General features: G+C 47.7%; 24 protein-coding genes. 10 read left to right on the top strand and 14 right to left on the bottom strand.

The genetic code is table 11. From position 1 onward, the window contains the following. Positions 1–8: 8 nt before the first annotated feature. The 7 genes from CWB99_RS04705 to CWB99_RS04735 all read right to left on the bottom strand — a co-directional run bounded on the left by CWB99_RS04705 (position 9) and on the right by CWB99_RS04735 (position 6588). Entirely contained in the window at positions 9–908 is a 900-nt protein-coding gene (locus CWB99_RS04705) for a DUF350 domain-containing protein (protein ID WP_138550820.1), read from the bottom strand. 24 nt (positions 909–932) lie between these two features. Next, the gene (locus CWB99_RS04710; protein WP_138550821.1) at positions 933–1877 is read right to left on the bottom strand and encodes a CHAD domain-containing protein; all 945 of its coding nucleotides are present in this window, start codon (positions 1875–1877) and stop codon (positions 933–935) included. A gap of 288 nt (positions 1878–2165) precedes the next feature. Continuing rightward, positions 2166–2612, bottom strand: a complete 447-nt coding sequence (locus CWB99_RS04715) for a hypothetical protein (RefSeq protein WP_138550822.1) — start codon at positions 2610–2612, stop codon at positions 2166–2168. 91 nt (positions 2613–2703) lie between these two features. Then, complete coding sequence (locus CWB99_RS04720; protein ID WP_138550823.1) at positions 2704–3486, bottom strand: sporulation protein; 783 nt, start codon at positions 3484–3486, stop codon at positions 2704–2706. Between the two features lie 433 nt (positions 3487–3919). Continuing rightward, complete coding sequence (groL, locus tag CWB99_RS04725) at positions 3920–5569, bottom strand: chaperonin GroEL (protein WP_010383738.1); 1650 nt, start codon at positions 5567–5569, stop codon at positions 3920–3922. 61 nt (positions 5570–5630) lie between these two features. Continuing rightward, positions 5631–5918 carry a co-chaperone GroES gene (locus tag CWB99_RS04730; protein WP_010383739.1) on the bottom strand — a complete coding sequence of 96 codons (288 nt, stop codon included), beginning with the start codon at positions 5916–5918 and terminating at the stop codon, positions 5631–5633. Positions 5919–6081: 163 nt separating this feature from the next. Further along, positions 6082–6588 (bottom strand): FxsA family protein, encoded by a 507-nt coding sequence (locus CWB99_RS04735; RefSeq protein ID WP_138550824.1) that lies wholly within the window; start codon positions 6586–6588, stop codon positions 6082–6084. Positions 6589–6762: 174 nt separating this feature from the next. Between CWB99_RS04735 and cutA the strand changes: the two genes are divergently transcribed. The 6 genes from cutA (at position 6763) to CWB99_RS04765 (ending at position 12503) form a co-directional block, all read left to right on the top strand. Next, the gene (gene cutA / locus CWB99_RS04740; RefSeq protein WP_138550825.1) at positions 6763–7083 is read left to right on the top strand and encodes a divalent-cation tolerance protein CutA; all 321 of its coding nucleotides are present in this window, start codon (positions 6763–6765) and stop codon (positions 7081–7083) included. Beyond that, positions 7083–8909 carry a protein-disulfide reductase DsbD gene (locus tag CWB99_RS04745; RefSeq protein ID WP_138550826.1) on the top strand — a complete coding sequence of 609 codons (1827 nt, stop codon included), beginning with the start codon at positions 7083–7085 and terminating at the stop codon, positions 8907–8909. Before cutA ends, CWB99_RS04745 begins: the two co-directional genes overlap by 1 nt. A gap of 236 nt (positions 8910–9145) precedes the next feature. Continuing rightward, positions 9146–9607, top strand: a complete 462-nt coding sequence (gene aroQ / locus CWB99_RS04750) for a type II 3-dehydroquinate dehydratase (RefSeq protein ID WP_054014891.1) — start codon at positions 9146–9148, stop codon at positions 9605–9607. A 19-nt stretch (positions 9608–9626) separates the two neighbouring features. Then, a complete protein-coding gene (gene accB / locus CWB99_RS04755; protein WP_138550827.1) occupies positions 9627–10088 on the top strand; it encodes an acetyl-CoA carboxylase biotin carboxyl carrier protein in 462 nt (153 codons plus the stop codon). 21 nt (positions 10089–10109) lie between these two features. Further along, the gene (gene accC / locus CWB99_RS04760) at positions 10110–11450 is read left to right on the top strand and encodes an acetyl-CoA carboxylase biotin carboxylase subunit (RefSeq protein WP_058796541.1); all 1341 of its coding nucleotides are present in this window, start codon (positions 10110–10112) and stop codon (positions 11448–11450) included. A gap of 168 nt (positions 11451–11618) precedes the next feature. Next, positions 11619–12503, top strand: a complete 885-nt coding sequence (locus tag CWB99_RS04765) for a DMT family transporter (protein ID WP_138550828.1) — start codon at positions 11619–11621, stop codon at positions 12501–12503. A gap of 11 nt (positions 12504–12514) precedes the next feature. On the opposite strand, the gene CWB99_RS04770 is transcribed toward CWB99_RS04765, so the two are convergent. From CWB99_RS04770 to CWB99_RS04785, 4 genes are all read right to left on the bottom strand, one after another. Continuing rightward, positions 12515–13021 (bottom strand): DUF2489 domain-containing protein, encoded by a 507-nt coding sequence (locus tag CWB99_RS04770; RefSeq protein ID WP_138550829.1) that lies wholly within the window; start codon positions 13019–13021, stop codon positions 12515–12517. A 3-nt stretch (positions 13022–13024) separates the two neighbouring features. Continuing rightward, positions 13025–13600, bottom strand: coding sequence for a Der GTPase-activating protein YihI (gene yihI, locus CWB99_RS04775; RefSeq protein ID WP_138550830.1), 576 nt, complete (start codon positions 13598–13600; stop codon positions 13025–13027). Positions 13601–13622: 22 nt separating this feature from the next. Then, the gene (locus tag CWB99_RS04780) at positions 13623–14273 is read right to left on the bottom strand and encodes a class I SAM-dependent methyltransferase (RefSeq protein WP_138550831.1); all 651 of its coding nucleotides are present in this window, start codon (positions 14271–14273) and stop codon (positions 13623–13625) included. A gap of 647 nt (positions 14274–14920) precedes the next feature. Further along, positions 14921–15553 carry a c-type cytochrome gene (locus tag CWB99_RS04785; RefSeq protein WP_138545219.1) on the bottom strand — a complete coding sequence of 211 codons (633 nt, stop codon included), beginning with the start codon at positions 15551–15553 and terminating at the stop codon, positions 14921–14923. Between the two features lie 370 nt (positions 15554–15923). Between CWB99_RS04785 and yihA the strand changes: the two genes are divergently transcribed. Continuing rightward, the gene (gene yihA / locus CWB99_RS04790; protein WP_138550832.1) at positions 15924–16571 is read left to right on the top strand and encodes a ribosome biogenesis GTP-binding protein YihA/YsxC; all 648 of its coding nucleotides are present in this window, start codon (positions 15924–15926) and stop codon (positions 16569–16571) included. Between the two features lie 30 nt (positions 16572–16601). Here the strand turns inward: yihA and CWB99_RS04795 are convergent, their stop codons facing one another. Further along, the gene (locus CWB99_RS04795) at positions 16602–17132 is read right to left on the bottom strand and encodes a DUF1285 domain-containing protein (RefSeq protein ID WP_138550833.1); all 531 of its coding nucleotides are present in this window, start codon (positions 17130–17132) and stop codon (positions 16602–16604) included. After that, positions 17125–17688: a YceI family protein gene (locus tag CWB99_RS04800; protein ID WP_138550834.1), complete on the bottom strand. Its 564-nt coding sequence runs from the start codon at positions 17686–17688 to the stop codon at positions 17125–17127. Before CWB99_RS04800 ends, CWB99_RS04795 begins: the two co-directional genes overlap by 8 nt. A gap of 1276 nt (positions 17689–18964) precedes the next feature. Between CWB99_RS04800 and CWB99_RS04805 the strand changes: the two genes are divergently transcribed. Continuing rightward, positions 18965–20050, top strand: coding sequence for a nuclease (locus tag CWB99_RS04805; protein ID WP_138550835.1), 1086 nt, complete (start codon positions 18965–18967; stop codon positions 20048–20050). 155 nt (positions 20051–20205) lie between these two features. Here the strand turns inward: CWB99_RS04805 and polA are convergent, their stop codons facing one another. Beyond that, entirely contained in the window at positions 20206–22959 is a 2754-nt protein-coding gene (gene polA / locus CWB99_RS04810; protein WP_138550836.1) for a DNA polymerase I, read from the bottom strand. A gap of 434 nt (positions 22960–23393) precedes the next feature. On the opposite strand from polA, the gene elbB reads away from it, so the two are divergent. After that, positions 23394–24044 (top strand): isoprenoid biosynthesis glyoxalase ElbB, encoded by a 651-nt coding sequence (elbB, locus tag CWB99_RS04815; protein WP_138550837.1) that lies wholly within the window; start codon positions 23394–23396, stop codon positions 24042–24044. 233 nt (positions 24045–24277) lie between these two features. Further along, entirely contained in the window at positions 24278–24667 is a 390-nt protein-coding gene (locus CWB99_RS04820; RefSeq protein WP_138550838.1) for a c-type cytochrome, read from the top strand. Positions 24668–24761: the final 94 nt, after the last annotated feature.

The following is a 24761-nucleotide window of genomic DNA, read 5'->3' on the forward strand; positions in this document are numbered from 1 at the left end:
CTCAAGAATTACGCACCCAGCAAGGTTGCCATGGTAACACCGACCGCAAAGGACACCGCCGCGGAAATGGTTGCCACACCAATGTTTTTCTGACGATTCACTTCATCGGAAATATCAGTGCCGGCCAGAATAACCTTGATCATCACCAGATGTAACAGCGCGAACAAAACGATACTACCCAGCGCCGCAATACTCCAGTACGTCAGGCTACTGACCATATTGTCGGCCACATACGGTGCCAGGCCAGACGCGGCAGTCAATGCCAATGCTGCACCAATAAGAAACCCGGCATAGCGAATACCAACCGCCACATTGTTGTCCACAATGGCCTGTTGCAAACAGTCACCGTTGCGGTTTGTGCGTTTGAACAGTTGTACCCGGTATTGGCTTACCAGCAACATGCACACGTTACCTATGACAAAAGCTGCCACCACGATAGGCAACCCATACCAGCCTTCCGTCAGTACCCATAGCAGTGCTGAGCGGATCACAATGGCAACACTGACCACATGACCAAAGTCAATCAAAGCCGACGTGATGTTGCCTTTGAGGATTTCACTGTGCAAGTCCACTTTGCGCAGCGCGACTTTGTCCTGAAAAAAGTGTCCCAGCTTAATCAACACGATCCCCACGGCGCCATAGCCTGCCATTTGCAGGGCTTCCTGAGTCAGTGTACTTGCGAAAGCACCGCTGGTTATTCCAGTCAGTACAATGGCAAGCCCGGTCAAACCACCAGCAAAACTCAAACCAAAAGCAAAGTTGTCGCGTTCGGTAATTTCGTCATTCGCATGCAGGTTTGACACCCACCCCTTGATATATTTTAAGCTCACAAACAGGGCAATGATCACCGCCATATCGATGAGAAGTGCCTGAAATGTCCAGGCAGTTAATCCGTTAAATTGATACATGTATTAACTCCGCTATCTGATGCACTACTTGCCCCGGCTAACGCCGCGAGAGGTCCGGTTTGAACTATTGCGAATTGAGCCTGAGCCCGATTTTGCTCTCGAGTAGCTGCTTCGCGATACTGATGAGGGGGTGTGACTGGCACGACTGAGACCAGAAGCGCCCGATTTTCTTTTTGCATAGGGGCTAGTGAACTGCTTACCCTGGCGCTGATAAGACTGCCGGGTACGCTGCTCAACCGCATTCTGCCGTTTGTAACCCTGATAACTGGTGTATCGTTTGCGGCCATAATCGCTGTAGTAGCTATATTTTCGACGCTTACTCCAGCTGCTGTATTCCACATCCCCAACCAAATCACCGAGCATTCTGTACATGCCATACCACATCCAAAAGCTGGTGCCGTTTGAGCTGGTCTGCCATTCACCATAGTTGGCGTTGCCGACTAATTGGTTACCTACTGCTGACTGGCCGTTATTGGCTGCCTGCTCGGCCGCCTGACTGACAGCGCCGACGCGGGCCAGTGTGCCATTGGACATGTCGGCCAGCACATTGATGGGATCGGTCAGTGCATCGTTGAATAAACTCACAGAAGCGGCTTCTTTGAGCAGTACCGCCTGCTCAATAAGGTCATCACTGCTCATACCTGGCTGAGGGGACTTAAGCGCCTGATAGCGGGTCAGTAAATTTTGATATAGGGGGCCGGCACTGGTTGCATCCTGTGCAACCAATTGAGCAATCTTACTCAATTGCGGATTCTGCTGGCTCAGCACCTTGCCATATTCGGTTAAGAGATTGGCATTGCGCACTTGTTTTTTATCAAGCGCATCACCTAAGGTGTTGATGGCCCTTGAGGCGTCCTGAAGTGTGTAAGTAATCGTTTGCTGGGTGCGCTCCTCTTTCGATTCGCACCCGACCATTAAGCACATTACACAGAGCAGACTTATCAGTTTCCAAACTTTAAAATCGGACATTCATTGTCACCTGATCTACCTTGATACGAATTCAGATTTTCTATTCTACATAATTGCAGTGGATAACCAAGCACCAATATATAACTCGCTTCATAAAGTTCAAAAAATAGAGGTACAGAGGTGAAAGCCAGTATGTGTAGACGTACTCAAACATTGAAATAAAAATGGCGTTTAAAAGAGATTTAGGTGCTTATAAAAAAGATGGAATTAACAATTTATTTAATAATCATCACACGTGAAGAAAAATGGGCAGATTTATTCTGCCCATTAATACGCAAATGCCAAAGGCTAGAAAGTCACCAGCACTTCAACATCATCACCTTCATATAATGCTGTATAGTTAATGATTGCAGGCTTTTGACCACCTGGGCTCATCATGCTGGCAATGCACCATATTTTTTGTAAACTGACGTCCTGAGAGGACTGTGCGATATCTGAATACCTCAGATCCTGTTGCTCTATCGCTTCGTCGACCGCATCCAGTACTTTTGCCAAATCTGCCGAGCGCCCTTTTACCTCAACAGCTCGCTCGTAGGTGATTTCGCCTGCTTTGCCAGCCTGGGTTAGCATCACATTAAACAACTGAGATTTTGCCTCTTCTTTTACGATGTCATGAACCAATTCCATGACATCATCATCGTCGCATTGCGGCAGCTCAGTGGATGGCTCGTCACTACCACATGCAGTAAGTAGTAATAAAGCTGGGATAGTGACCAAAGAAGTGAGTGCTTTCATTATCGTCCTTATAATTATCTATAGAATAGTCAAGTACCTGCGGCATAACTGCCGTGTTGTATACCGCGGGCCTGGCAATAAAACCTGAGTGTTAACAGTTGTCCTCAAGCAGGTCATAAATCAGATCTTCAAGGTCCTCCAGGTTATCTTCGTCGATAACCAGACGGGCTTTAGATTCATCTAAATCGAGTGCTTCAGCGAAAAAGCCTCTGAGGCCCCGAGCTTTGCGGTCAATTTCAAAAATGACCTCCAGCTGACTGCCACGATTGAAAAAGACGATCTCGACTTCATCGAGACGGCCATGAAATTCGCCGGCAATGGTTTTGAATTCCAGCTCCTGTACGAATGGCAGGCGAGAGAAAGAAGCCTCTTCAATGCCTTCACAGTCTGATTCATACAATTTGAAACCCAGTTCTTCCATACTATCGATGACGGCTTGTTGCAGGTCGGTTGGCACAACACGGATATAATCACGATCGGATTTATCCAACGCCATGTCGATGTCCAGATTAGTGGCAATCCAGGTTTGAGACTCGCCGACTGTGATAGGCGTTTCCAGGTCTAAATCAAATGCAAAGGGAATATGCTTTTCATCACCTGGCTCAATGGTAAAACGCTCATTAATACGAAATTTGGCTAAGGTGTGTTGCTTAGTGACAGTTTCCGACTCACCTTCACTGTTTTCTCTTTCAACGGTGTAAGTACACATCACTTTGAGATCGATTTTGTTGATCTCCTGAGCGACTTTGCCGCCGTTAATTTTAACTGTGCCGGAAATTTCCTCGCCAGGTGCAACCTGGTGGTGATCTAAAAGCGTGTCTACTTTTGCTGCGCCAATACCAACTGCGCCAAGTGCTTTCTTGAAAAAAGACATAGTCATCCTTATTGATTTTATTACCCTCAATCTTTGAAGGTTTTCACGGTCGATTATAGAAAAGAATATAAACGCGTCAACCGCTTTTTCTTTGCAAATATTTGACGATAATAATATAAACTCACAAAAGCACACTACATTGAGAGTATATTTTCCAACACAAACACACACCAACAATAAGAAGCTTTGCTTATTTAACCATTAAAATGAGAAGAAAAACTCACATAAATATGATTATATTTATATAGAAGAGTGAAATTAAATAGATTAACCTCTATTAAAACAGATATATCGCACAATCCTGATGTTCAATTTCCTCAGTACAAACAACCCCAACGACCTCATCACATCATTCACTTTGCCAAATTTTTAATACACAAAATGAAAAACCCGGCAAAGCCGGGTTTTCAAAGCGTAAAGTGCTGAGGGATGATTACATCATGCCGCCCATGCCACCCATTCCGCCCATGCCACCCATATCAGGTGCAGCAGCTGCTTCTTCCTTTGGAATTTCAGCAACCATAGCTTCTGTGGTGATCATCAGGCCAGCAACAGACGCTGCGAACTGCAGTGCAGAACGTGTTACTTTAGTTGGGTCAAGGATACCCATTTCGATCATGTCGTCGTACTGACCGTTCGCTGCGTTGTAACCATAGTTACCTTCGCCGCCTTTCACTGCGTTAACAACCACAGATGCTTCGTCACCCGCGTTTGATACGATTTGACGCAGTGGTGCTTCCATCGCGCGTAGCGCCACTTTAATACCGTGGTTCTGATCTTCGTTGTCGCCTGTTAGTGATTCGATCTTGCTCGCAACGCGAACCAGTGCAACACCACCGCCAGGTACTACGCCTTCTTCAACCGCAGCACGCGTTGCGTGCAGGGCGTCTTCAACGCGGTCTTTCTTCTCTTTCATTTCAACTTCAGTTGCGGCACCGACTTTGATCACTGCAACACCGCCGGCCAGTTTTGCCATACGCTCTTGTAGTTTCTCTTTGTCGTAATCTGAAGTCGCTTCTTCGATTTGTGCTTTGATTTGCGCTACGCGGCCGTCAATACCTTCCTGCTCGCCTGCACCATCAATGATGGTTGTGTCATCTTTAGTGATAACAACGCGCTTCGCAGTACCCAGGTCTTCAACCGTGGCTTTTTCAAGCTCAAGGCCAATCTCTTCAGAGATAACCGTACCGCCAGTCAGGATAGCAATATCCTGTAGCATAGCTTTACGACGGTCGCCGAAACCTGGCGCCTTAACCGCTGCAACTTTTACGATGCCACGCATGTTGTTCACAACCAGAGTCGCCAGCGCTTCACCTTCAAGGTCTTCAGCAATGATCAACAGAGGCTTACTGGTTTTTGCAACCGCTTCCAGAGTTGGCAGCAATTCACGGATGTTGGATACTTTTTTGTCAACCAACAGAATGTGCGGGTTATCCAGTTCAACCTGGCCTTTTTCAGCATTGTTGATGAAGTACGGAGACAGGTAACCACGGTCAAACTGCATACCTTCAACAACGTCTAATTCGTTCTGTAGTGACTGGCCTTCTTCTACGGTGATAACACCAGACTCACGACCTACTTTTTCCATTGCTTCTGCAATGATGTCACCAATTTCTTTGTCAGAGTTTGCAGAGATAGTACCTACCTGAGCAATCGCTTTCGCGTCTGAACAAGGAACTGATAGCGCCTTAAGCTCTTCAACCGCAGCAATCACTGCTTTGTCGATACCACGCTTCAGATCCATCGGGTTCATACCCGCAGCCACTGATTTAAGACCTTCGTTCACGATAGCTTGTGCCAGTACCGTTGCAGTGGTAGTACCGTCACCCGCCGCATCGTTTGCTTTAGACGCCACTTCTTTCACCATTTGTGCGCCCATATTCTCGAACTTGTCTTCCAGTTCGATCTCTTTTGCAACAGATACACCATCTTTAGTGATAGTAGGGGCACCGAATGATTTATCCAGTACTACGTTACGGCCTTTTGGACCCAAAGTTACTTTTACTGCGTCTGCCAGTACATTTACGCCTTTAAGCATTTTAGTGCGGGCATCGCCTGCAAAACGAACTTCTTTAGCTGCCATGATATTTATTCCTCTAAATTCTTTTCGATTAACCGTTAAATGTTGAGTGCGACGACCAGGCTTATTCTACGATGCCCAGGATGTTGTCTTCGCGCATGATCAGGTATTCCTGACCTTCGATTTTTTCTGTTTTCTCAACGTACGAGCCAAATAATACTGTGTCGCCCGCTTTAACTTGTAATGCTCTCACTTCACCATTGTCCAACACGCGGCCGTTGCCCACAGCAACCACTTCACCACGGGTTGATTTTTCAGCGGCAGAACCAGTTAAAACGATACCGCCAGCAGACTTTGTTTCTTCTTCAAGACGCTTAACAATAACGCGATCATGTAAAGGACGAATGTTCATGTGTTTAGTTCTCCTAACAGTTTCTGAACAATGACAGAATACATAGTGTAAGATGTTTGCCCGCTCAAACTCACCGTTTATAAGGGGCTAACTAATTAATTTCTAAGTTGCTTCACTTTATGGGGGTGGGCAAAACAAAACCCAAGCATTTTTTTCAATTTTTTTAGTCCTTGCGCTTAAACTCGCCTTCTAACGTGGTATTCCCCTCATCACGCTGCGATTGACCATGACCTGAAGGGCGACCAGCAAACGGGTCAAACTGCTGCTCTTGTTGCTGTGAGGTGTGTTGAGTGAACATGCCACCGCTTTGCACCTGCACGGTGGCACGTTGCAACAGCGCCTTGGCTAGTTTCTGGCGAATGGCCGGCGTGAGCAGCATAAAGCCCAATACATCAGTCATAATTCCCGGCGTCATGAGCAATACACCAGCGATGATCACACAGATCCCGGCAAACAGATCGCTGGCCGGTAACTGGCCTCGTGCCATTTGTTGCTGCACGTTGGCGTAAGCTCCCAGACCTTGTTGCTTTACCAGGCGCGCCCCAAACACCGCGGTCAGGATCACCAGTGCCAGGGTGGCAAATCCGCCGATGACTTCACTGACTTGCAATAACAGGGCTATTTCAGCGATGGGAATAACAATAAAAAGTAGAAAAAGGACTTTAAACATAGGATCTCCAAAATAACTGAAATAGATGTATGGGTCCTCGGGTCTTATTTCAAGCCCGCGCATCAGGCATAGCAACGCACGCGACCAATGCGCTGAAAGTAAAGGTGAAGCGCTTGGGATAGACCGCGTGTTTGGTTACACTAGAGCAAATTTAGCTCAAGCGAAAGGATAACCATGACGACGCCTTACCGATTGGTCATGACCACCTGTGGCACTCATGCGCAGGCCCAAGACATTGCCAGGCAGCTGGTGGCAAATAAACAGGCAGCCTGTGTGAACATTTTGCCAAACGTTGAGTCCATCTATGTGTGGCAGGGCGAGGTCTCTCAGGACAGCGAGTACAAGTTGATGATAAAAACCCATGTTGACTTGGTCGAGGCCGTCATGGAGACCATTCACCGTTTGCACCAATACGATGTGCCTGAAATTCAGGTCATCGAAGTCTGTGCTGGATCGCGGGACTATTTTAACTGGATTGATGAGGTACTGAATTAATGCGAATGCTGACGCGCTTTTTACCCCGCGGCATATTGGCCGTTTTGACCGCCCTGTTGATGCTGCTAAGCACCAGCAGCCAGGCGGCAGGCAATGCCACTGTGCTCGATAGCTTGCTCGCTCCCAAGCAGCAAACGTTTTTACCCGTCGAAGAAGCGTTTAAGTTCGACTTCGACCAGCAGGGCAAAGTGCTGTTTACCGGCTGGGATATTGCACCCGACTACTACTTATATAAGAAGAAACTGGAGATCATCGCCAAAGGGGCAGACATTTCAGTGCCCGAATATGCGCAGGGTGAAATGATCGAGGATGAATTCTTTGGCAAAACCGAAGTGTATTTTGATCAGTTTGCCGTGATCTCTCGACTCAGTAATATCACCGACGGTGCTGTGGTCAAAATTCGCTACCAGGGCTGTGCCGAAGCCGGGCTGTGTTACCCGCCCGAAGTGATCACTGTGCCTTTAACTGTGCTCGTCAGTAGCGGCGATGATGCAACCCCACCCGCCAAAGCAACCAGCCAGCCTGAGTCTGCATCCGCAAATAGCGACGACTTGAGCTTCACGGAGCGACTGGCGCAGCAATCACTGCTCACCAATCTGGCAGTGTTTTTTGCGGTGGGCGTCGGCCTGGCGTTTACGCCGTGTGTTTTCCCGATGTTTCCAATCCTCTCTAGCCTTATCGCCGGACAGCAACATTTGTCGACCAAAAAGGCCTTTAGCCTGTCTTTTGTTTATGTTCAGGGCATGGCCGTAACCTATGCTGCACTTGGCTTAGTGGTGGCCTATTTTGGCGGCCAGGTACAGGGCTATCTGCAACATCCGGCAGTGCTGATAAGCTTTAGTTTACTGTTTGTGTTACTGGCCTTTGCCATGTTCGGCTGGTACGAAATAAAACTGCCCAGCGGCATGATGAGCAAGCTTACTGAGATCAGTAATCAACAAAGTGGCGGCAACTATGTCGGGGTGTTTTCTATGGGCGTTTTATCCGGCCTGATTGCCTCACCTTGTACCACGGCCCCCTTGTCTGCGGCCCTGCTTTATGTTGCTCAAAGCGGCGACTTTATGGTGGGCGGTCTGACGCTGTATGCGTTGAGTCTGGGTATGGGTCTGCCGCTGCTGCTGCTTGGCACCTCAGGCGGTAAACTACTACCCAAAGCGGGAGGCTGGATGGATCAGGTGAAAACCCTGTTCGGTTTTGTCATGCTGTTTGTGCCTTTGATCCTGCTTGAGCGGATCCTCGACTTCAATATCATTCTGGGGCTGGCCTCAGTACTGGCAGTGGCAACCGCTCTATATTTGCATCACTGGCAAAGTGGTCAGGCACAAGGTAAGGGAAAAACCCTGCTCTGGGCGATGGCAACCAGCTTGTTTGTGGTTGGCTTATTGACTGCCAGAAGCGTGGTTTTTCCAGACACTAGCACCGCCCAGGTCAGCGTAGCACAGAATGAGACTAAGCAGGGCTTCCGACTACTGGACGACCTGGCTGCATTAAACGTGGCGGTCGAGCAAGCCAACAGTCAGGGAAAAATCGCCATGGTGGATCTCTACGCTGATTGGTGTGTAGCTTGCAAAGAGTTTGAGAAATATACTTTCCCCACTGAACAAGTTCAGACTCAGTTTGCCTATTTCGACACCCTAAAACTCGACCTGACCGAAAGTAACGACACCACCATAGAGATCATGGAAGCGTTTACGGTGTTCGGTCTGCCCAGCATTTTGTTCTTTGATGCCGAGGGCAACGAGATCCCCGAACTGCGCGTCACCGGATTCCAGGATGCCGATGAGTTCGCTGCCCACCTGGAAAAAGTGCGCCAACACGTCCTGTAACCTTCGTTTCAGCGAACGATTCGCTACCCACGACACAGAGGCCTGAAGATTTGCCTCTGTGTCTCGTCTCTTCCTATGCTGATTAGACCAGTATTTTGCTGCTATTTACCTTGAACTCTCTATAATAGTTCGCGAACGTGAGAAATATTTGCTATTTACTGTGCATACGCTTAAGTTAACAAGGTCTTTTTCGAAAAAAGCGGCTTTGTTTTCTAAATAAAGGAATTTCACGCATTATGTCTACAAATTTGAAGATTTTAGTCCTGAATGGCCCAAACCTGAACATGTTGGGCCGACGTGAGCCGGACAAGTACGGCACCCGGACCTTAAAAGACATCATGCAAAGCCTGACGCAAAGCGCGGTAAATTACGATGTTGAGCTAAGTCATTTTCAGAGCAATAGCGAAGCAGAGCTGATTGAGCATATTCATGCTCAGTATGATCGTGTTGATTGCATCATCTTCAATCCAGCCGCTTTTACACACACCAGTATTGCTTTGCGAGATGCCCTACTAAGCGTCAGCATCCCGTTTTATGAAGTGCATTTATCAAATGTTTATGCACGCGAACCCTTTCGCCACAAGTCTTACTTTTCGGACGTGGCGCAAGGCGTAATATGTGGATTAGGTGCGCTGGGCTACGAAGCGGCATTGATGGCTGCCGTAGCCAAGCTGCGCAAACAAGATAACTCAAATTAACTAACAGGCGGGTCAAGTTATGGATATTCGCAAGATCAAGAAACTTATCGAATTAGTAGAAGAATCAGGTATTGCTGAGCTGGAAATCACTGAGGGTGAAGAGTCGGTACGCATCAATCGTCACAGCAGCGCACCGGTTATTGCTCAGCCACAGCAGTACTCTGTACCAACAGCGGCGCCAGCTCCCGTTGCAGCCCCAGCGGCGGCACCGGCTGCTGAAGCCCCAGCCGCAAGCAACACACCAGCAGGTCATCAGGTGAAGTCACCTATGGTTGGTACTTTCTACTCGGCGTCTTCTCCTACAGCTGCGGCATACGTTGAAGTCGGCACAAAAGTTAACGTAGGCGACACACTGTGTATCGTTGAAGCGATGAAGATGATGAACCAAATCGAATCCGACAAAGCCGGTGTTGTGAAGGCGATCCTGGTTGAGAATGGCGATGCGGTTGAGTTCGATCAACCTCTGTTCATTATTGAATAATGCCCCTGGAAGGTTAACACTATGCTAGATAAAGTAGTCATTGCAAACCGAGGCGAAATTGCGCTTCGCGTATTGCGTGCCTGCAAGGAGCTGGGGATTAAAACGGTTGCAGTGCATTCAACTGCCGATCGTGACCTCAAACACGTGCTACTTGCAGACGAAACCATTTGTATCGGTAAACCCGCTGCCAGCGAAAGCTACCTGGATATTCCACGCATCATAGCTGCGGCAGAGGTAACCGATGCGGTTGCTATCCACCCGGGCTACGGCTTCCTGTCTGAAAATGCAGATTTCGCCGATCAGGTTGAGCAAAGCGGCTTTATCTTTATCGGTCCAAAAGGCGATACCATTCGTCTGATGGGTGATAAAGTGTCAGCGATTGAAGCAATGCGTAAAGCCGGTGTACCTTGTGTACCTGGTTCTGACGGCCCGCTGACAGACGACAATGAGCGCAATGTACAAATTGCCAAACGCATTGGTTACCCGGTGATCATTAAAGCCGCCGGTGGCGGTGGTGGTCGCGGTATGCGTGTTGTACGTAGTGAAGAAGAGCTGCTGGATTCAATTGCACTGACGCAAACAGAAGCACAGCAATTCTTTGGTAATGGCATGGTATACATGGAGAAATTCCTTGAAAACCCACGTCATATCGAAGTACAGGTCTTAGCAGACGGACAAGGCAATGCCATCCATCTGGGCGAGCGTGACTGTTCAATGCAGCGTCGTCACCAAAAAGTGGTAGAAGAAGCGCCTGCACCAGGTATTACCGCAGAAATGCGTAAGTTCATTGGTGACCGCTGTACGCGCGCCTGTATCGAGATCGGTTACCGTGGTGCCGGTACGTTTGAATTCCTGTATGAAAATGGTGAATTCTACTTTATCGAGATGAACACGCGTATCCAGGTAGAGCACCCGGTAACTGAAATGGTGACTGGCGTAGACCTAATCAAAGAGCAGCTGAAAATTGCCGCCGGTCAACCGCTGTCTATCACTCAGGACGATGTTGTGATCCGCGGCCATGCTATTGAATGTCGTATCAATGCTGAAGATCCGGAAAGCTTCATTCCGTCTCCAGGCAAGATCACACGTTTCCACCCGGCCGGTGGGTTAGGCATTCGCTGGGACAGCCATATTTATGCTGATTACACAGTCCCGCCGCATTACGACTCAATGATCGGTAAACTGATCACTTACGGTGAAAACCGTGACGTGGCCATTGCCCGAGCACGTAACGCTCTGAATGAACTTGTGATTGACGGTATTAAAACCAATACCCCGCTGCACAAGAAAATTCTGGCGGACGAAAACTTCCAAAACGGTGGTACAAACATCCACTATCTGGAAAAGAAACTGGGCCTGTAAGCCCGTTTACGCAGGGGCCAATGTGCTCCTGCGTGTCTTATCCCCCAGGCCTCATCTGGCCACTTTCAGAACCCACACTCTATTTCTCATTGCATCAGGGCGTCTGTTCGGTCACTTTAAGACTATCACTTCTTTCACCCGCAGACTGGCGCTGTAAAAGAGAACTTTATGTCATTACCCAGTTTTTTACGTTTGATCTGTCTGGCAGCAATCTGGGGCGGTTCATTTTTGTTTATGCGCCTTGCCGCGCCGACCTTTGGCCCTGCTTTTTTAATTGAATTCAGAGTGAGCTTTGCCGCACTGGCGTTGTTCGTAATAGCCTGGTATCTGAAGCAACATCTGCATTTTCGTGCCCACGCCCGCCACTATTTTATTTTGGGATTACTCAATACAGCGCTACCTTTCGTGCTCTTTGCCTATGCGGCGCAAACTCTCACGGTTTCTGTGTTGGCAATTTTGAACGCTACGGCTGCCATCTGGGGTGCTTTGATCGCTTTTTTCTGGCATCGAACGCCTCTTTCAGTGAAGTCCCTGATCGGCATGGTGCTGGGGATAGTCGGCGTTGTCATCTTAGTTGGCTGGGACCAGACATTTATCTCAGAAAAGCTGATTTGGCCGGTCCTGGCTGGTGTACTTGCCGCAGTCAGTTACGGTGTTGCGAGCAACTACGCTAAAAATGCGCCCCAGATCCCCGCATTTGACAATGCCCATGGCAGCATGTGGGCCGCCGTCGTCTGGCTACTTCCGCTGCTCCCTTTCATACCCATGCGGGCAGTACCAGATAGCACGGAGATCTCTGCTGTGATTGCCTTAGGCGTGATCTGTACCGGCGTTGCTTACTTATTATATTTTAGATTAATTTCAGAGGTAGGTGCGGCTTCTGCGCTTTCAGTTACTTTCTTAATTCCCCTGTTTGGGATTGTCTGGGGCTATCTGGTGTTAGACGAGCAGGTTGGGCTCAATACATTAGGCGGGATGGTACTGGTATTAACGGGCACTATGCTGGTGACGGGCTTTTCACCCGCCACCCTGCGAGCTGGGCGCACACAGTAGAGTATGTAGGGCTACTGAAATACCACATTCTCGCTGCCAGGCAGCGGTTTAAAACGATTCAGTAGCTTTTCGCAGTCTTCCAGGATCTGCGCTTCAAGACGCTCTTCAGCACGCCAGCGCTGCGCATCCATCTTATAGATCTCTTTCTTGCTGTATTTTTTTCGAGCGTCATGGGTCGGCATCTCTTTGACTTCCTCGTACATTTCATGCACGCCAGGATAGCTCTGACTCAGTTCTACCTCTTCATCAAAGCTATATTGAGACATCAGCACCCAGACCCGCAAACAGCCTTCAGAGTACTCACACTGCTTCTGCTGCATCGCTTTGGCTATCAGGTTGATACTATCGGACAGCTTGGCATTTCGTTCCTGACGAGAACGTGCCAGCTTCTCTTTTTGCTCCTGCTGCAATTTTGCTATCGTGTCTTTCTGAACTTTCAGCTGCCACAGCAGCTTGCCGGCGTAAAATGCCAGACCGGCGATGATCAACGCGCCTACCACAATCGCGGCTATCCACATAGTTTAACGCTCCTCGTCTTCGTCTGTTAACCACTCATCTGCCAGATCGTTGCTCATCCACTGATCCAGCTCATCTTCCTGGGGCATATCAGCTTCTTCGAACTCATCATCAATGCCCAGTAACTCACATAACTCCTGATGGCGTGCTACCGACTTATTGAAGTACTTAGCATCTTTGCCCGTTAATAGCTCGCCACGCTCATGACGCTCCAGTAGTGCCATCAGACGCTCATCATTTTCCAGTTGGCGCAGCTCTTCTTCCGGCGTTAATGCCACTGGCGCAACCTTCTTCAGCTCCACCTGAGGCTTAAGATCTCGTTTTAGCTTAGGTTCATTAACCTGCTGAGGCTGCGGCACCAGAGCTATGGGCTTTTTACTGCCAGCACGCGGATCCTTTTTAGTCCCTGTGGTGTTGTGCTCATCGACTTTGGCTTCTTGTGCGTTACGTGAACCAGGCTTCTTACCTTTGTGCTTTTTATTGCGCTGCTCTTTGAGCGCTCTGAGCTCCTGGAGCTTCTCTTTGCTTAACCTTGGCGTACCTATGTTGCCAACCTTACGGGATTTCTTCTTTCTCGTCATACTAGTCTTTACTCATTCTGTACTATCGCTTAGTTAAAATGATGACATCATTACCAATCACTTCAACCTGGGTATTAAATTGCTCTGCAATATAGGCAAATGTCTCACGGCTAAAAAACGCGATATGGGTTTGATCGTTTTTATAGTGCCAGTTTGCAAAACGTGCCGGATCTATTACCAGCTTAGTCATTAATGCCAATGGTGCGCCAGGCTTGAGCATGGCCAGCAACTGGTGCAGCACTTTACCAGGCTGGGCCAGGTGTTCTATCACTTCACTACAGGTAATAAAGTCATACTGCTGATCCAGCACTTTGGGATCATTGGCATAGTATAAATCATATAGCGCCATCCGATGGCCTGCTTCGGTCAGCATTTTGGCCAACAGTGGGCCCGGCCCACAACCAAAATCCAGGCCAGATTGAGCCGCCGGTAAACGCTTGCACAGCGGTTCAGCCAGTCGGGATAGAAAGCGCCGATAGCCGGGATCCATCAGATCATTTTCATGGCTGTCATAAATGGCTTTTTCCTGCTCAGCGCTTAATCGCTGCTCGGGGGAGACAGATACCAGCTTGCAGCGCTGACACTGCCAGTAGTCTCTGAATTTGTCCTGATGGTAGTGCGTCAGTGAGTCGCCTTCACAAAGGCCGCAACGCCATGACTGTGGATTTTGCAACTGAGATAAACCGAAATGCCTTAAAGACTGTATTGTAACAGCAATCAATTAGTGAACAAATATGCACACACAAATAAAAAAGCGGCAGAGATTGCTCTCTACCGCTTACTAATCTGAGCGTCACAAACTGGACACTTCTCCCTTCGACTTTTAAGTCATTATTATTTTTATTGTGGTATTTTCCGTTTTGTTTTTATTGTCACTTCCGTGAACACTTTCCATATTGTTATTGTTATCAAACTTCCAATGCATTTTTTATTTTCGGTCTTCCTGACACTTTCTTGGTCATCCTGCGTATTCAAAGAGAATACCTAATCTTGCCACCGACGCTTCCGTTACGTATTGTCCCTGTTTTTGTATTATCTGGCGACAACGAATAATCTACGCCGATCTGAAACAGTTACAACTAAACAATAACAAAATTATTACCTGAATATTTTAGAACAACATTAAACCAATTTTATTACAATAGGTTACAACTTAACACAGGATGAAATTAAGTCAAGTCCTACAGTCTCTATAAGCATATATCCTACATCAATATTGAGATATGTCTTACAAAGCAAGATCAAAAAAAGGCAGCTCTGTTGCTGCCTTTTTTACAATACCCAGAGTTTACACTGGGCTTGTTTTGTATCTATACGACTTTAGTGTAGGCCACCCAAGTATTTAGATAATACTTCGATGTCTTTATCGGTCAGTTTCTTCGCAATGTCACCCATCATGCCGTTCGGATCGTTGTTACGATCGCCGCTACGGAATTTTTCAAGCTGCGCCTTGATATACTCAGGGTGCTGGAATGAGATTTTCGGGAACTTAGACAGAGACGTGCCGTTACCACGTGGACCGTGACACGCTGCACAAGACGGAATACCACGCTCAGCATCACCTGCTCTGTAAAGCTTTTGACCGGCTTCAACCACATCTTCTGGTGTGGTGCCTGCAGACATTGGCAGCGACGCAAAATACGCAGACAAGTCTTTCATGTCTTGATCCGATAAAGGCATAGCCATGCCACTCATCACAGGATCCATACGACCTTCTTTACCACCCGACGTCATGCCAAGCTTGAACTCTTGTAGTTGCTTGTAGATATAATCTGCATGCTGGCCAGCGATTTTCGGATACATAGTAACAGGAGCATTGCCATCCGGACCGTGACACGCCGCACAGGTTGCTGCCTTTGCTTTACCGGCTTGCGCATCGCCATCAAATGCCGCGACGTTGCTGGCTGACAAGGACCCTAGCAACATAGTTAAAGTTAATGCTATTTTTTTCATGGTAAATTCTCTGTTTCCGACCCTGTAATTTTGACCCCAGCCGAAAAAGCCTCGTTTCTTTTACTGCGTGGGCAAATCTTATTTGAGACCGACTGACCAAGCTTGCTAATTGTGCACTAATTGGCACCGACAAAGTCAACGGGCTCGAGTTTTACGTTGCAATTGCTACATTCTACACGATATTAATTTCTCTGGCACGTTTTCTGCTCACATTAAGCCCATAAATTATAGGGATTTGACCTGGATTAAGTTTCCCTTTAAGGACATAGCGTAAAAACTCACCCAAGGTGAAGATTTTATCGGCTTTTGCTTTAGCAACCAAGTATAATAAAATAGACAATAATGAGATCAATCCCCTTGAGGAGTCGAAGTGCTAAAATCCCGCATGCCGTATAACCGTGCTCAGTTTGTGACGAGTGCCCCTGATATTTCCCGATTACCCGCCGATACCGGCATTGAAGTCGCGTTTGCCGGACGTTCCAATGCGGGAAAATCCAGCGCACTGAATGCCCTGACTGATCAGAAGCTGGCACGGACCAGTAAAACGCCGGGCCGTACTCAGCTCATCAATACCTTCTCTCTCGAAGATGATAAGCGACTGATCGATTTACCCGGGTACGGCTTTGCAAAAGTGCCGCTGGAAATGAAAAAGAAATGGCAGAAATCACTGGGCGAATATCTGCAAAAACGTCAGAGCCTGAAGGGCATCGTGGTATTGATGGACATTCGCCACCCGCTCAAAGACTTGGATATGGATTTGATTAACTGGGCCGCAGGCAGTGATATTCCGGTACTGGCACTGTTAACCAAAGCCGACAAACTCAAGCAGGGCAAGCGCAAAGCCGAAGTATTACAGGTGCGTAAAGCACTGGCAGAGCTGAATGCCGACATTACCGTACACGCGTTTTCTTCTCTAAAAGGACTGGGTCTGAAAGAGCTGGCCTGGCAGCTGGATGACTGGTTCCTGGGACCATATGTCAAAGAAGAAGCTGAGCCGGACACGCCTGCTGCTGAATAATAGACTTCAGGCTGCGCCCCTTGGCGTAGCCTAGCCAACCACAAACGGCTTATCTGCCGACGTTAACACAAAAGTATCCCCCTGACTTTGTGCCAGTTCAGCCCATTGATAGTAGACCGAACGGCTAACCCGAGCCGACAAACCATAGTTGAGCATCAAATATGGGACTGACTGACCTTGGTAAGACTTAAGCAAGAGTGGAAACTCGCTGCACACCGGCCAAAAGCGGCCGAGATTGTCCTGTGCAATTAACGTAGTGCCCAGCCCCAATGTGGGTGCCAGCTCACAGTACTGCCAGGCGACTATCACAAACGGGCTGTCTGCGACCTCCACCGGACAAGTCTCGGATGGAGATTTGAGCAGGTACTGACCCTGCTCGTAACACAATACACTGGCGAGTAATTTCACCAGGCCTTCACGGCCAATCACAGCGCCCTCATGAAACCAGCGACCCTGTGCATCAATGGCAAACGCGCCAACCCCACATTCATCCGCCTGCCAGCGCCCGGTGGGCGCATGCTGCGTCACATAATGGGCGATCAGCGCTTCAATGTTACTCACTGAACACCAGGTTGAAAGTCACAGGTACGGCGGTCGCTATGGTATTCAGGCCTGCAACCTTACGCAGAGCTTCAATTCCCGCATCTAACCCAAAGTCGCGGCTGTTGATCAGGACGGCGCGCAATGGTGTCACCTGGAGTTGCTGGTTGGCTTTGTTTACCACCAGATCCACGTTCAGTGTTGCAACCTGACCATGCAGTGCCAGCGTAACAGGCACCTGTCGAATAATTTGAACACCCGACTTCAGCGACTTAAGATACTGGCTCACATTGGCGGTGATTTTAGCCTCTGGGAATTTAGCCACCTCAAACAGCATTTTTTGCATGCGTTCATTACGAATGGGGATCAGGCTTTCAACGCTGCTCAGGTCCAGTCTTAAATCCAGCTCACCGGTTTTATTTATGGTGCCAGACAACTGTTTAAAGTGATGGTTTTCAGCAACACTGCCCGCTTTGATAGAGGTAAAGCTCACATCGCTGTGTGCGCTGTCTAATTGCCACGCCTGAGCGAACTGCGCCGACAGGCCAAGAACTGAAAATAGAAGGGGTTTAAGCATGACGTATTCCTTGAAAATGAAAGTCGTCATCTTAACTGTATCCTGTAAGCAGATGCAACGACATAGCACCTAATACTGGTCTTACAGCATAATCAGAAATGGGCTTATATTGAAAGATAAATTGACAGGAAAAACCGGCTCGCACCATTCACATTGCGAGCCGTTATAGCAATCTGGGGAGAAGCTATCAATACACTGTATCTTCACGAGGAGAGATACATCATCAACAGGATGTCCTACAGGAAGAGGACGCGCGCACTGTAGCAAATCACTTGGGGGAAATAAACAGCCAAAAGCAAGTTATGCGCCAATTTGATATTTTTTAAACATCAGATTGCGCATTTTTACCTCTGAGTTACACCAGATACATTTGCAGGGCCCGTCATTGCTGGGATCCGGGCAATAAAAAACACGGCCTGAGCCGTGTTTTTTGCGGATAACCTTAACTGTGAGTTCTCATCATTTGTGAGAGTTAAACATCTTGTAGATTAAGGCACAGACAAAAATAGTGAGAATTTCAAAAATGCTTTTGTAACTTCACCCGATTTAGTACAGCTCATTAGTAGAGTTTATAGGAGCTAAAACACTTTTAGCTAACTGCAATAATGGATGCTGTCACTTCGTTTGCAATGAGTTATCCAAGTAAACATTCCTCACCCAAAACCACTGAAATCCGTTCTCATAAAGCGCGCCCTCGAGCAAGCTCACATTGCATGGAAAATCATAGTTCTTTTTGTACTTCCCAGACGGGTCTAAATGGTTGAACGGCTCTTTTATTGCGCACCTCGGGTATTGATACAGTTTAATGTTCAGTTTTCTTTGGTTACTAGTTGCAATAAAAACTGCGTACGTGTCGTTTTCAAACACGAATTCAATTTCGTCAAAAGTGTATTCAAATGGCTCATCTTTTTTTCCTGGTACGGACGGTAACAATAGAGTCTTCGAATTGATTATCTTAGATAAAAATTGAGTTACCCCCTCCCCTCTATCAATGGTCACTTTTTTCGGGCAGGGAGCAATGGAGTCAACAAGATACATAGCAAACTTAGACATTGGCATATTCTTCAATCCTTAGTTATTTATACCACTAATGGTTAATGCTTTTACTAGGTTGAAAGTTGAGCACATTGATGTTTGTAGTACACATCAAGATTGCGTACACATTGCCCAGAAAAATCAGAATGATCTGTTCAAAACTTTCTGTATTATATAAATAATAAATTCAAACCTACTGGGTTAAGGATATAGCAGAATTCTGCAAAGGAGAAAAAATACGATGCCCGTAAAAACAAATCTATGGAGAGTAAGCGAAAAGCCAGAGGAGCTCGCTGAAAGTCGTCTGGATACGGAAAAGCTCTTGGAGAAAATGATTGTACAGGAACCACGTTTGCTCTCTGATGAATGGATGCTAATTGGCCAACAGGAACATACATATAACAAGCAACCACTAGATCTACTGGCAATCGCTCCAGATGCCTCTCTTGTCCTGATTGAGCTCAAAAGAGACCGAACACCCAGAGACGTAGTGGCACAAGCATTGGACTATGCCTCATGGGTTGAAAATTTGACTCCCGATAAAATTGCTGCGATATATAGAAAGTTTACTTCTGGAGGCAACCTAGCAGAAGGTTTTCAGAAAAAGTTTTCACGCCCTCTCGACGAGGACGAGCTAAACCAAAGTCATCAGATTATTATCGTCGCCGCAGAGTTAGATGCTAGCACTGAACGCATTGTAAAGTATCTAAATGACCGCTCTCTGGCCATTAATGTTTTATTTTTCCAAGTGTTTGCACATGGTGATGAGAAAATAATCAGTCGGACTTGGTTGCTAGATCCAATAGAAACCCAATCTGCATCCTCACCAACTAAATCCAGTAACTCGGAACCTTGGAATGGGGAATTTTACTGCTCTTTTGGTGACAGCAATTCACGCTCATGGAATGAAGCAAGACACTACGGTTTTATATGCGGAGGCGGTGGCGCATGGTATAGCAGGACGTTACAACTACTATCGCCAGGTAACCGGGTTTGGGTAAAGGTTCCAGGTATGGGGTTTGTTGGTGTAGGCCAAGTACTCAGTCAGGCAGTTCCAGCTTCAGAGTTTACTATAAATACCAGCGATGGCGAAAAACCAGCTATGGAGGTGCTCACAGAAGGTAATTACCATCGAGACTTTATTGACGATGAGGAAAAGTGTGAGTACTTCGTAGCTATTGAATGGTTGGAAACCAAGGACTTAAGTGAGGCTATTCAAGAGCTCGGTATGTTCGGAAATCAAAACACCATATGTAAACCTACAACAGCAGCATGGCGAACAACAGTGAATAGACTGAAGAGCATATTTACCAATTTCGAAAAGTAATCTTGTAACTCCACCCAACTTAGTACTGCTCATTAGTAGAATTATGCAGCCTCAAGGTAGTCAACAGGATCAAAAAGCCACCTGTGAGAGGTGGCTTTTTATCGAGCGTCATGAATTGTGCGAATTTATATCATCAATGATGAAAACTCCCTACGCTAGTGCGCCTGCTCCCAGTTTTCACCGTGATCGGCTTCGACCAGCAAGGGGACATCCAGCTTGGCAGCGTCACTCATAAGCTGACAGACATGCTCGCTAAACTGCGCCACTTTATCGGCTTTCACCTCAAAGACCAGTTCATCGTGCACCTGCATCAGCAGTTTAATATCACTGTCCTGCAGAGTCGCCAGCCACTGGGCTACTTTGATCATCGCCTTTTTAATGATGTCTGCGGCTGTGCCCTGCATCGGAGCGTTGATAGCAGCGCGCTCAGCCGCCTTGCGACGGGCGCCATTACGTGCCTTGATGTCTGGCAAATACAAACGACGGCCGAACAGAGTTTCAACATAGCCCTGCTCTGCGGCTTTCTCTCGGGTCGACTCCATATACTCCAGTACACCCGGGAAGCGCTCGAAATATTTATCCATATAGTGCTGTGCTTCATGGCGCGGAATATCCAGCTGTCTGGCCAGACCAAAGGCACTCATGCCGTAGATCAGTCCGAAGTTGACCGCCTTAGCCTTGCGACGCATATCGGAGGTGACCTCTTCCAGTGGCACTGAAAAGACTTCACTGGCGGTGGCACTGTGAACATCTTTACCCTCAGCAAAGGCCTTAAGTAAGCCCGCATCCTGAGACAGATGCGCCATGATCCGCAACTCAATCTGGCTGTAGTCGGCCGCCATGATCACATGATCCTGATCGGCAACAAAGGCCTGACGGATCCGCCGTCCCGCTTCATTGCGGATCGGAATGTTCTGTAGGTTAGGATCGGTTGAGCTGAGACGACCAGTGGCCGTGACGGCCTGATGATACGAGGTATGAACGCGCTGGGTCTGCTCGTTAACCATCTTGGGCAGTTTATCGGTATAGGTAGATTTCAGTTTAGCCAGACCACGATGCTCAATGATCAGTTTAGGTAATGGGTAATCATGGGCCAGCTCCTGCAACACCTCTTCCGCGGTAGACGGCGCGCCTTTAGGCGTTTTCTTTAAAACCGGCAGTTCCAGCTTGTCAAACAGGATTGCCTGTAACTGTTTGGTCGAGCTGAGATTGAACTCTTCTCCCGCCAGCTCAAAGGCTTCATGCTCCAACTCTTTAAGACGCGTCTCGATACTGTGACTTTGCTGAGCCAGCATACCACTGTCGATCTTCACACCGGTGCGCTCAATATCAGACAGCACGCTGACCAGCGGCAACTCGATATCCTCAAACACACTCGCTAAGGTCGGATGCTGCTGCAACTGTGGCCACAGATGCTGATGTAAGCGTAAGGTGATATCGGCATCTTCCGCGGCATACGGCGCCGCTTTATCCAGTTCAATCTGATTAAACGTCAGCTGGTTTTTACCCTTACCCGCAATCTCTTCAAAGCTGATATTTTTATGACCCAGATATTTAAGCGCCAGTGAATCCATATCATGACGAGTACCCACACTGTTAAAGACGTACGATTCCAGCATAGTATCAAAGGCAATGCCATTGAGCTCCAGACCGGCGCGTGCCAGCACGCTCTTATCGTACTTCAGGTTTTGCCCCACTTTTTTATGCTTGGGATCTGCCAGGATCGGACCTATCAGGTCAAATACCAGTTGTTTGTCTAGCTGCTCCGGGGCTCCCATATAATCATGGCCCAGTGGCAGATATGCCGCTTCACCTGCAGCGACCGCAAAACTCATGCCGACCAATTCGGCCTGCATATAGTCCAGACTGGTGGTTTCGGTATCAAAGGCAAACAGCTCAGCCTCGCGCAGCTTTTCGAGCCAACGATCAAGCTGTTCGCGCTCTAAAATGGTCTCATAATCAACGTCAACAGGTGGCGTTACCAACGACTCCTGCTCGGTATCTGCGGCGGTTTCCGGTGCGCTCTTGCCATCCAGCAGCTCTGCCAGCCAGCGCTTAAATTCACATTGACCATACAGCTCGATCAACTGATCTTTATTCATGTCCTGGATCTTAAATTGTTCCAGGTCTTGCTCCACCTCACAATCCAGTTTAATGGTTGCCAACTCATAGGATAACTTCAGTTGTGCCTCGTGTTCAGCCAGCTTCTTCGCCATGGTTTTGGAACCACGAAAGCCCAGATCAGCGATTTTATCCAGATTTGCATAGAGATCGTCAATTGATCCCAGGCCCTGCAGCATAGCCAACGCGGTTTTTTCACCAACGCCTGGTACGCCTGGAATGTTATCCACTTTATCGCCCATCAGAGCCAGATAATCGATGATCAACTCCGGCCCAATGCCAAACTTATCCACCACGCCTTGCGGGTCTAAAATGGTGTTGGTCATCGTGTTGATCAGCGTGACATGCTCATTGACCAACTGCGCCATGTCTTTATCACCCGTGCTGATCAATACATGCCTTTGTTGCTCGGACGCCAGACGCGAAAAAGTGCCGATCACATCATCCGCTTCGACGCCTTCAATGCTAACCAGTGGCAATCCCATTGCGCGGATAATATCGTGGATAGGTGCGATCTGCGTGCGCAAATCATCCGGCATCGGTGGGCGATGTGCTTTGTATTCACTGTACATCTCATTTCTGAAAGTCGGCCCTTTGGCATCAAACACCACTACCATATGGCTGGGCTGATATTGCTTGAGTAAGCTTTTCAGCATATTGATGACACCATAGATGGCGCCTGTGGCTTCTCCTTTGGAGTTGGTCAGGTGCGGTGGCGCATGATAAGCACGAAACAAATACGACGAACCATCGACCAGGATCAGCGGGTTTTCAGGGATCTGAGACATAGTTATTGGGATCCTAAAATTGGAAGTTTTAAATCTGGGTTAGCATGCCATAAGGGCGAGAATAAAACGAGTCTGACACAGCCCAAAACGCCTCATAAGAAATGGGGATGGCCTGTGGATAACTTTGTAGATAAACATGGGCTATCGGCCCACACATCAGAAAGACGTCTAGGATAAAAAAGTAAAACGCTGAATATAAAAGGAAATTTATTTTTACTCTTTTATATGCTTTAAGCTAAGATTGTGGACAGTGACTTTGGAGTCAGTTTACAGCCAGCTATTGAGTGGCTATTAATTCACCGCTTTTTCATGAGCGGAGGCGTATACTAACACAAACGATCAAAGATCAAAGCAGATCCTTTATATTTTTTTATTACTAGCTTAATGACAAAATTGCATATATCGCAAAACAAAGACTTTAAACGGAGATCCCGATGAAACAAGTAGCGATCATTTTAAGCGGTTGTGGCGTCTTTGACGGTGCTGAGATCCACGAATCTGTACTCACTATGCTCCACCTTGAACGCCTGGGTGCAAGTTATCAGTGTTTTGCACCGGACGTTCAACAACATCATGTGATCAACCACCTCACCGGTGAAGAGCAGGACGAGCAACGCAATGTCCGGGTTGAAGCGGCGCGTATTGCACGCGGCGAAGTCGCAGATCTGGCCACACTGGATGCCAGTGCATTTGATGCATTGATCTTGCCTGGTGGCTTTGGCGTCGCAAAAAACCTATCCGACTTTGCTTTTAAAGGTGCCGAATCCAGTATCCTGGAGACGCTCAAAGCAAGCTGTCAGGCTTTCAATCAACTCGGCAAACCCATCGCTTATTTATGTATTGCACCAGCGCTTATTGGTCATATCCACCCTGCCGGCACGCTGGCCACCATCGGCAATGATGAGGCTACAGCCCAGGCTGTCGAGGCCCTGGGTGCCAGTCACGTTGCCTGCGGTGTGTCTGAAATCGTGGTCGATGATAACCACAAAGTCATCAGTACCCCAGCATATATGCTGGCAGGCTCGATTAGCGAAGCATCAAGCGGTATCGAAAAAGCCGTGCAAAAACTACTTGAGCTGGCCTAGCGCTAAACCAGGGCGGCACCATGCCGCCCCGGTCAAATTGTTCAATAATTCGACTAACCGATTCAATTCATTCACTCTCAACCCTGTGATTTTTTGCCCTAACGCAATAAATTCTATTTTTTAGTCGCTTATACTCAAGTTTACGTTTTATAAATTAGTTGGTGACGTTATAATCGGCTTAATTCCGTCATCCATCGTGATAGATCACGTTCAATTTGAAGTGAGCAAGGTAAATGAAGAAACTTTCAGCAGCACTGTTATTGCTATCTACTGCGGCAATCGCACAGCCATTCGACAATTCTTTAACTGAAGAAGCGATCAAAAAGCGTCTTGAGCCTGTGGGCTCTGTCTACCTGGCTGGTGCCGAAGATACTGCTGCCGCGGCGCCTACTGGTCCGCGTTCAGGTGAGCAAGTGTACCAGGCTTCCTGTTTTGCCTGTCATGGCACAGGTGCACTAGGCGCGCCTAAAACAGCTGATGACTGGGCACCTCGTCTTGCAAAAGGCAATGATGTACTACTTGACCACGCGATCAATGGCTTCAATGCAATGCCTCCTCGTGGTACCTGTATGGATTGTAGCGATGACGAAATCGCTGCAGCGATTGATTTTATGATCAAGTAAAAAATCGCCGTGCGGGGGGCGTTAATTCCCCCTGCTAATGGCGTGTCATGTCGCAGAATTCAAGACAATTATCACCATAATGTTATTAGAATTT

Source organism: Pseudoalteromonas rubra (assembly GCF_005887095.1).
In the GTDB taxonomy this organism is placed as follows: Bacteria; Pseudomonadota; Gammaproteobacteria; order Enterobacterales; family Alteromonadaceae; genus Pseudoalteromonas; species Pseudoalteromonas rubra_E.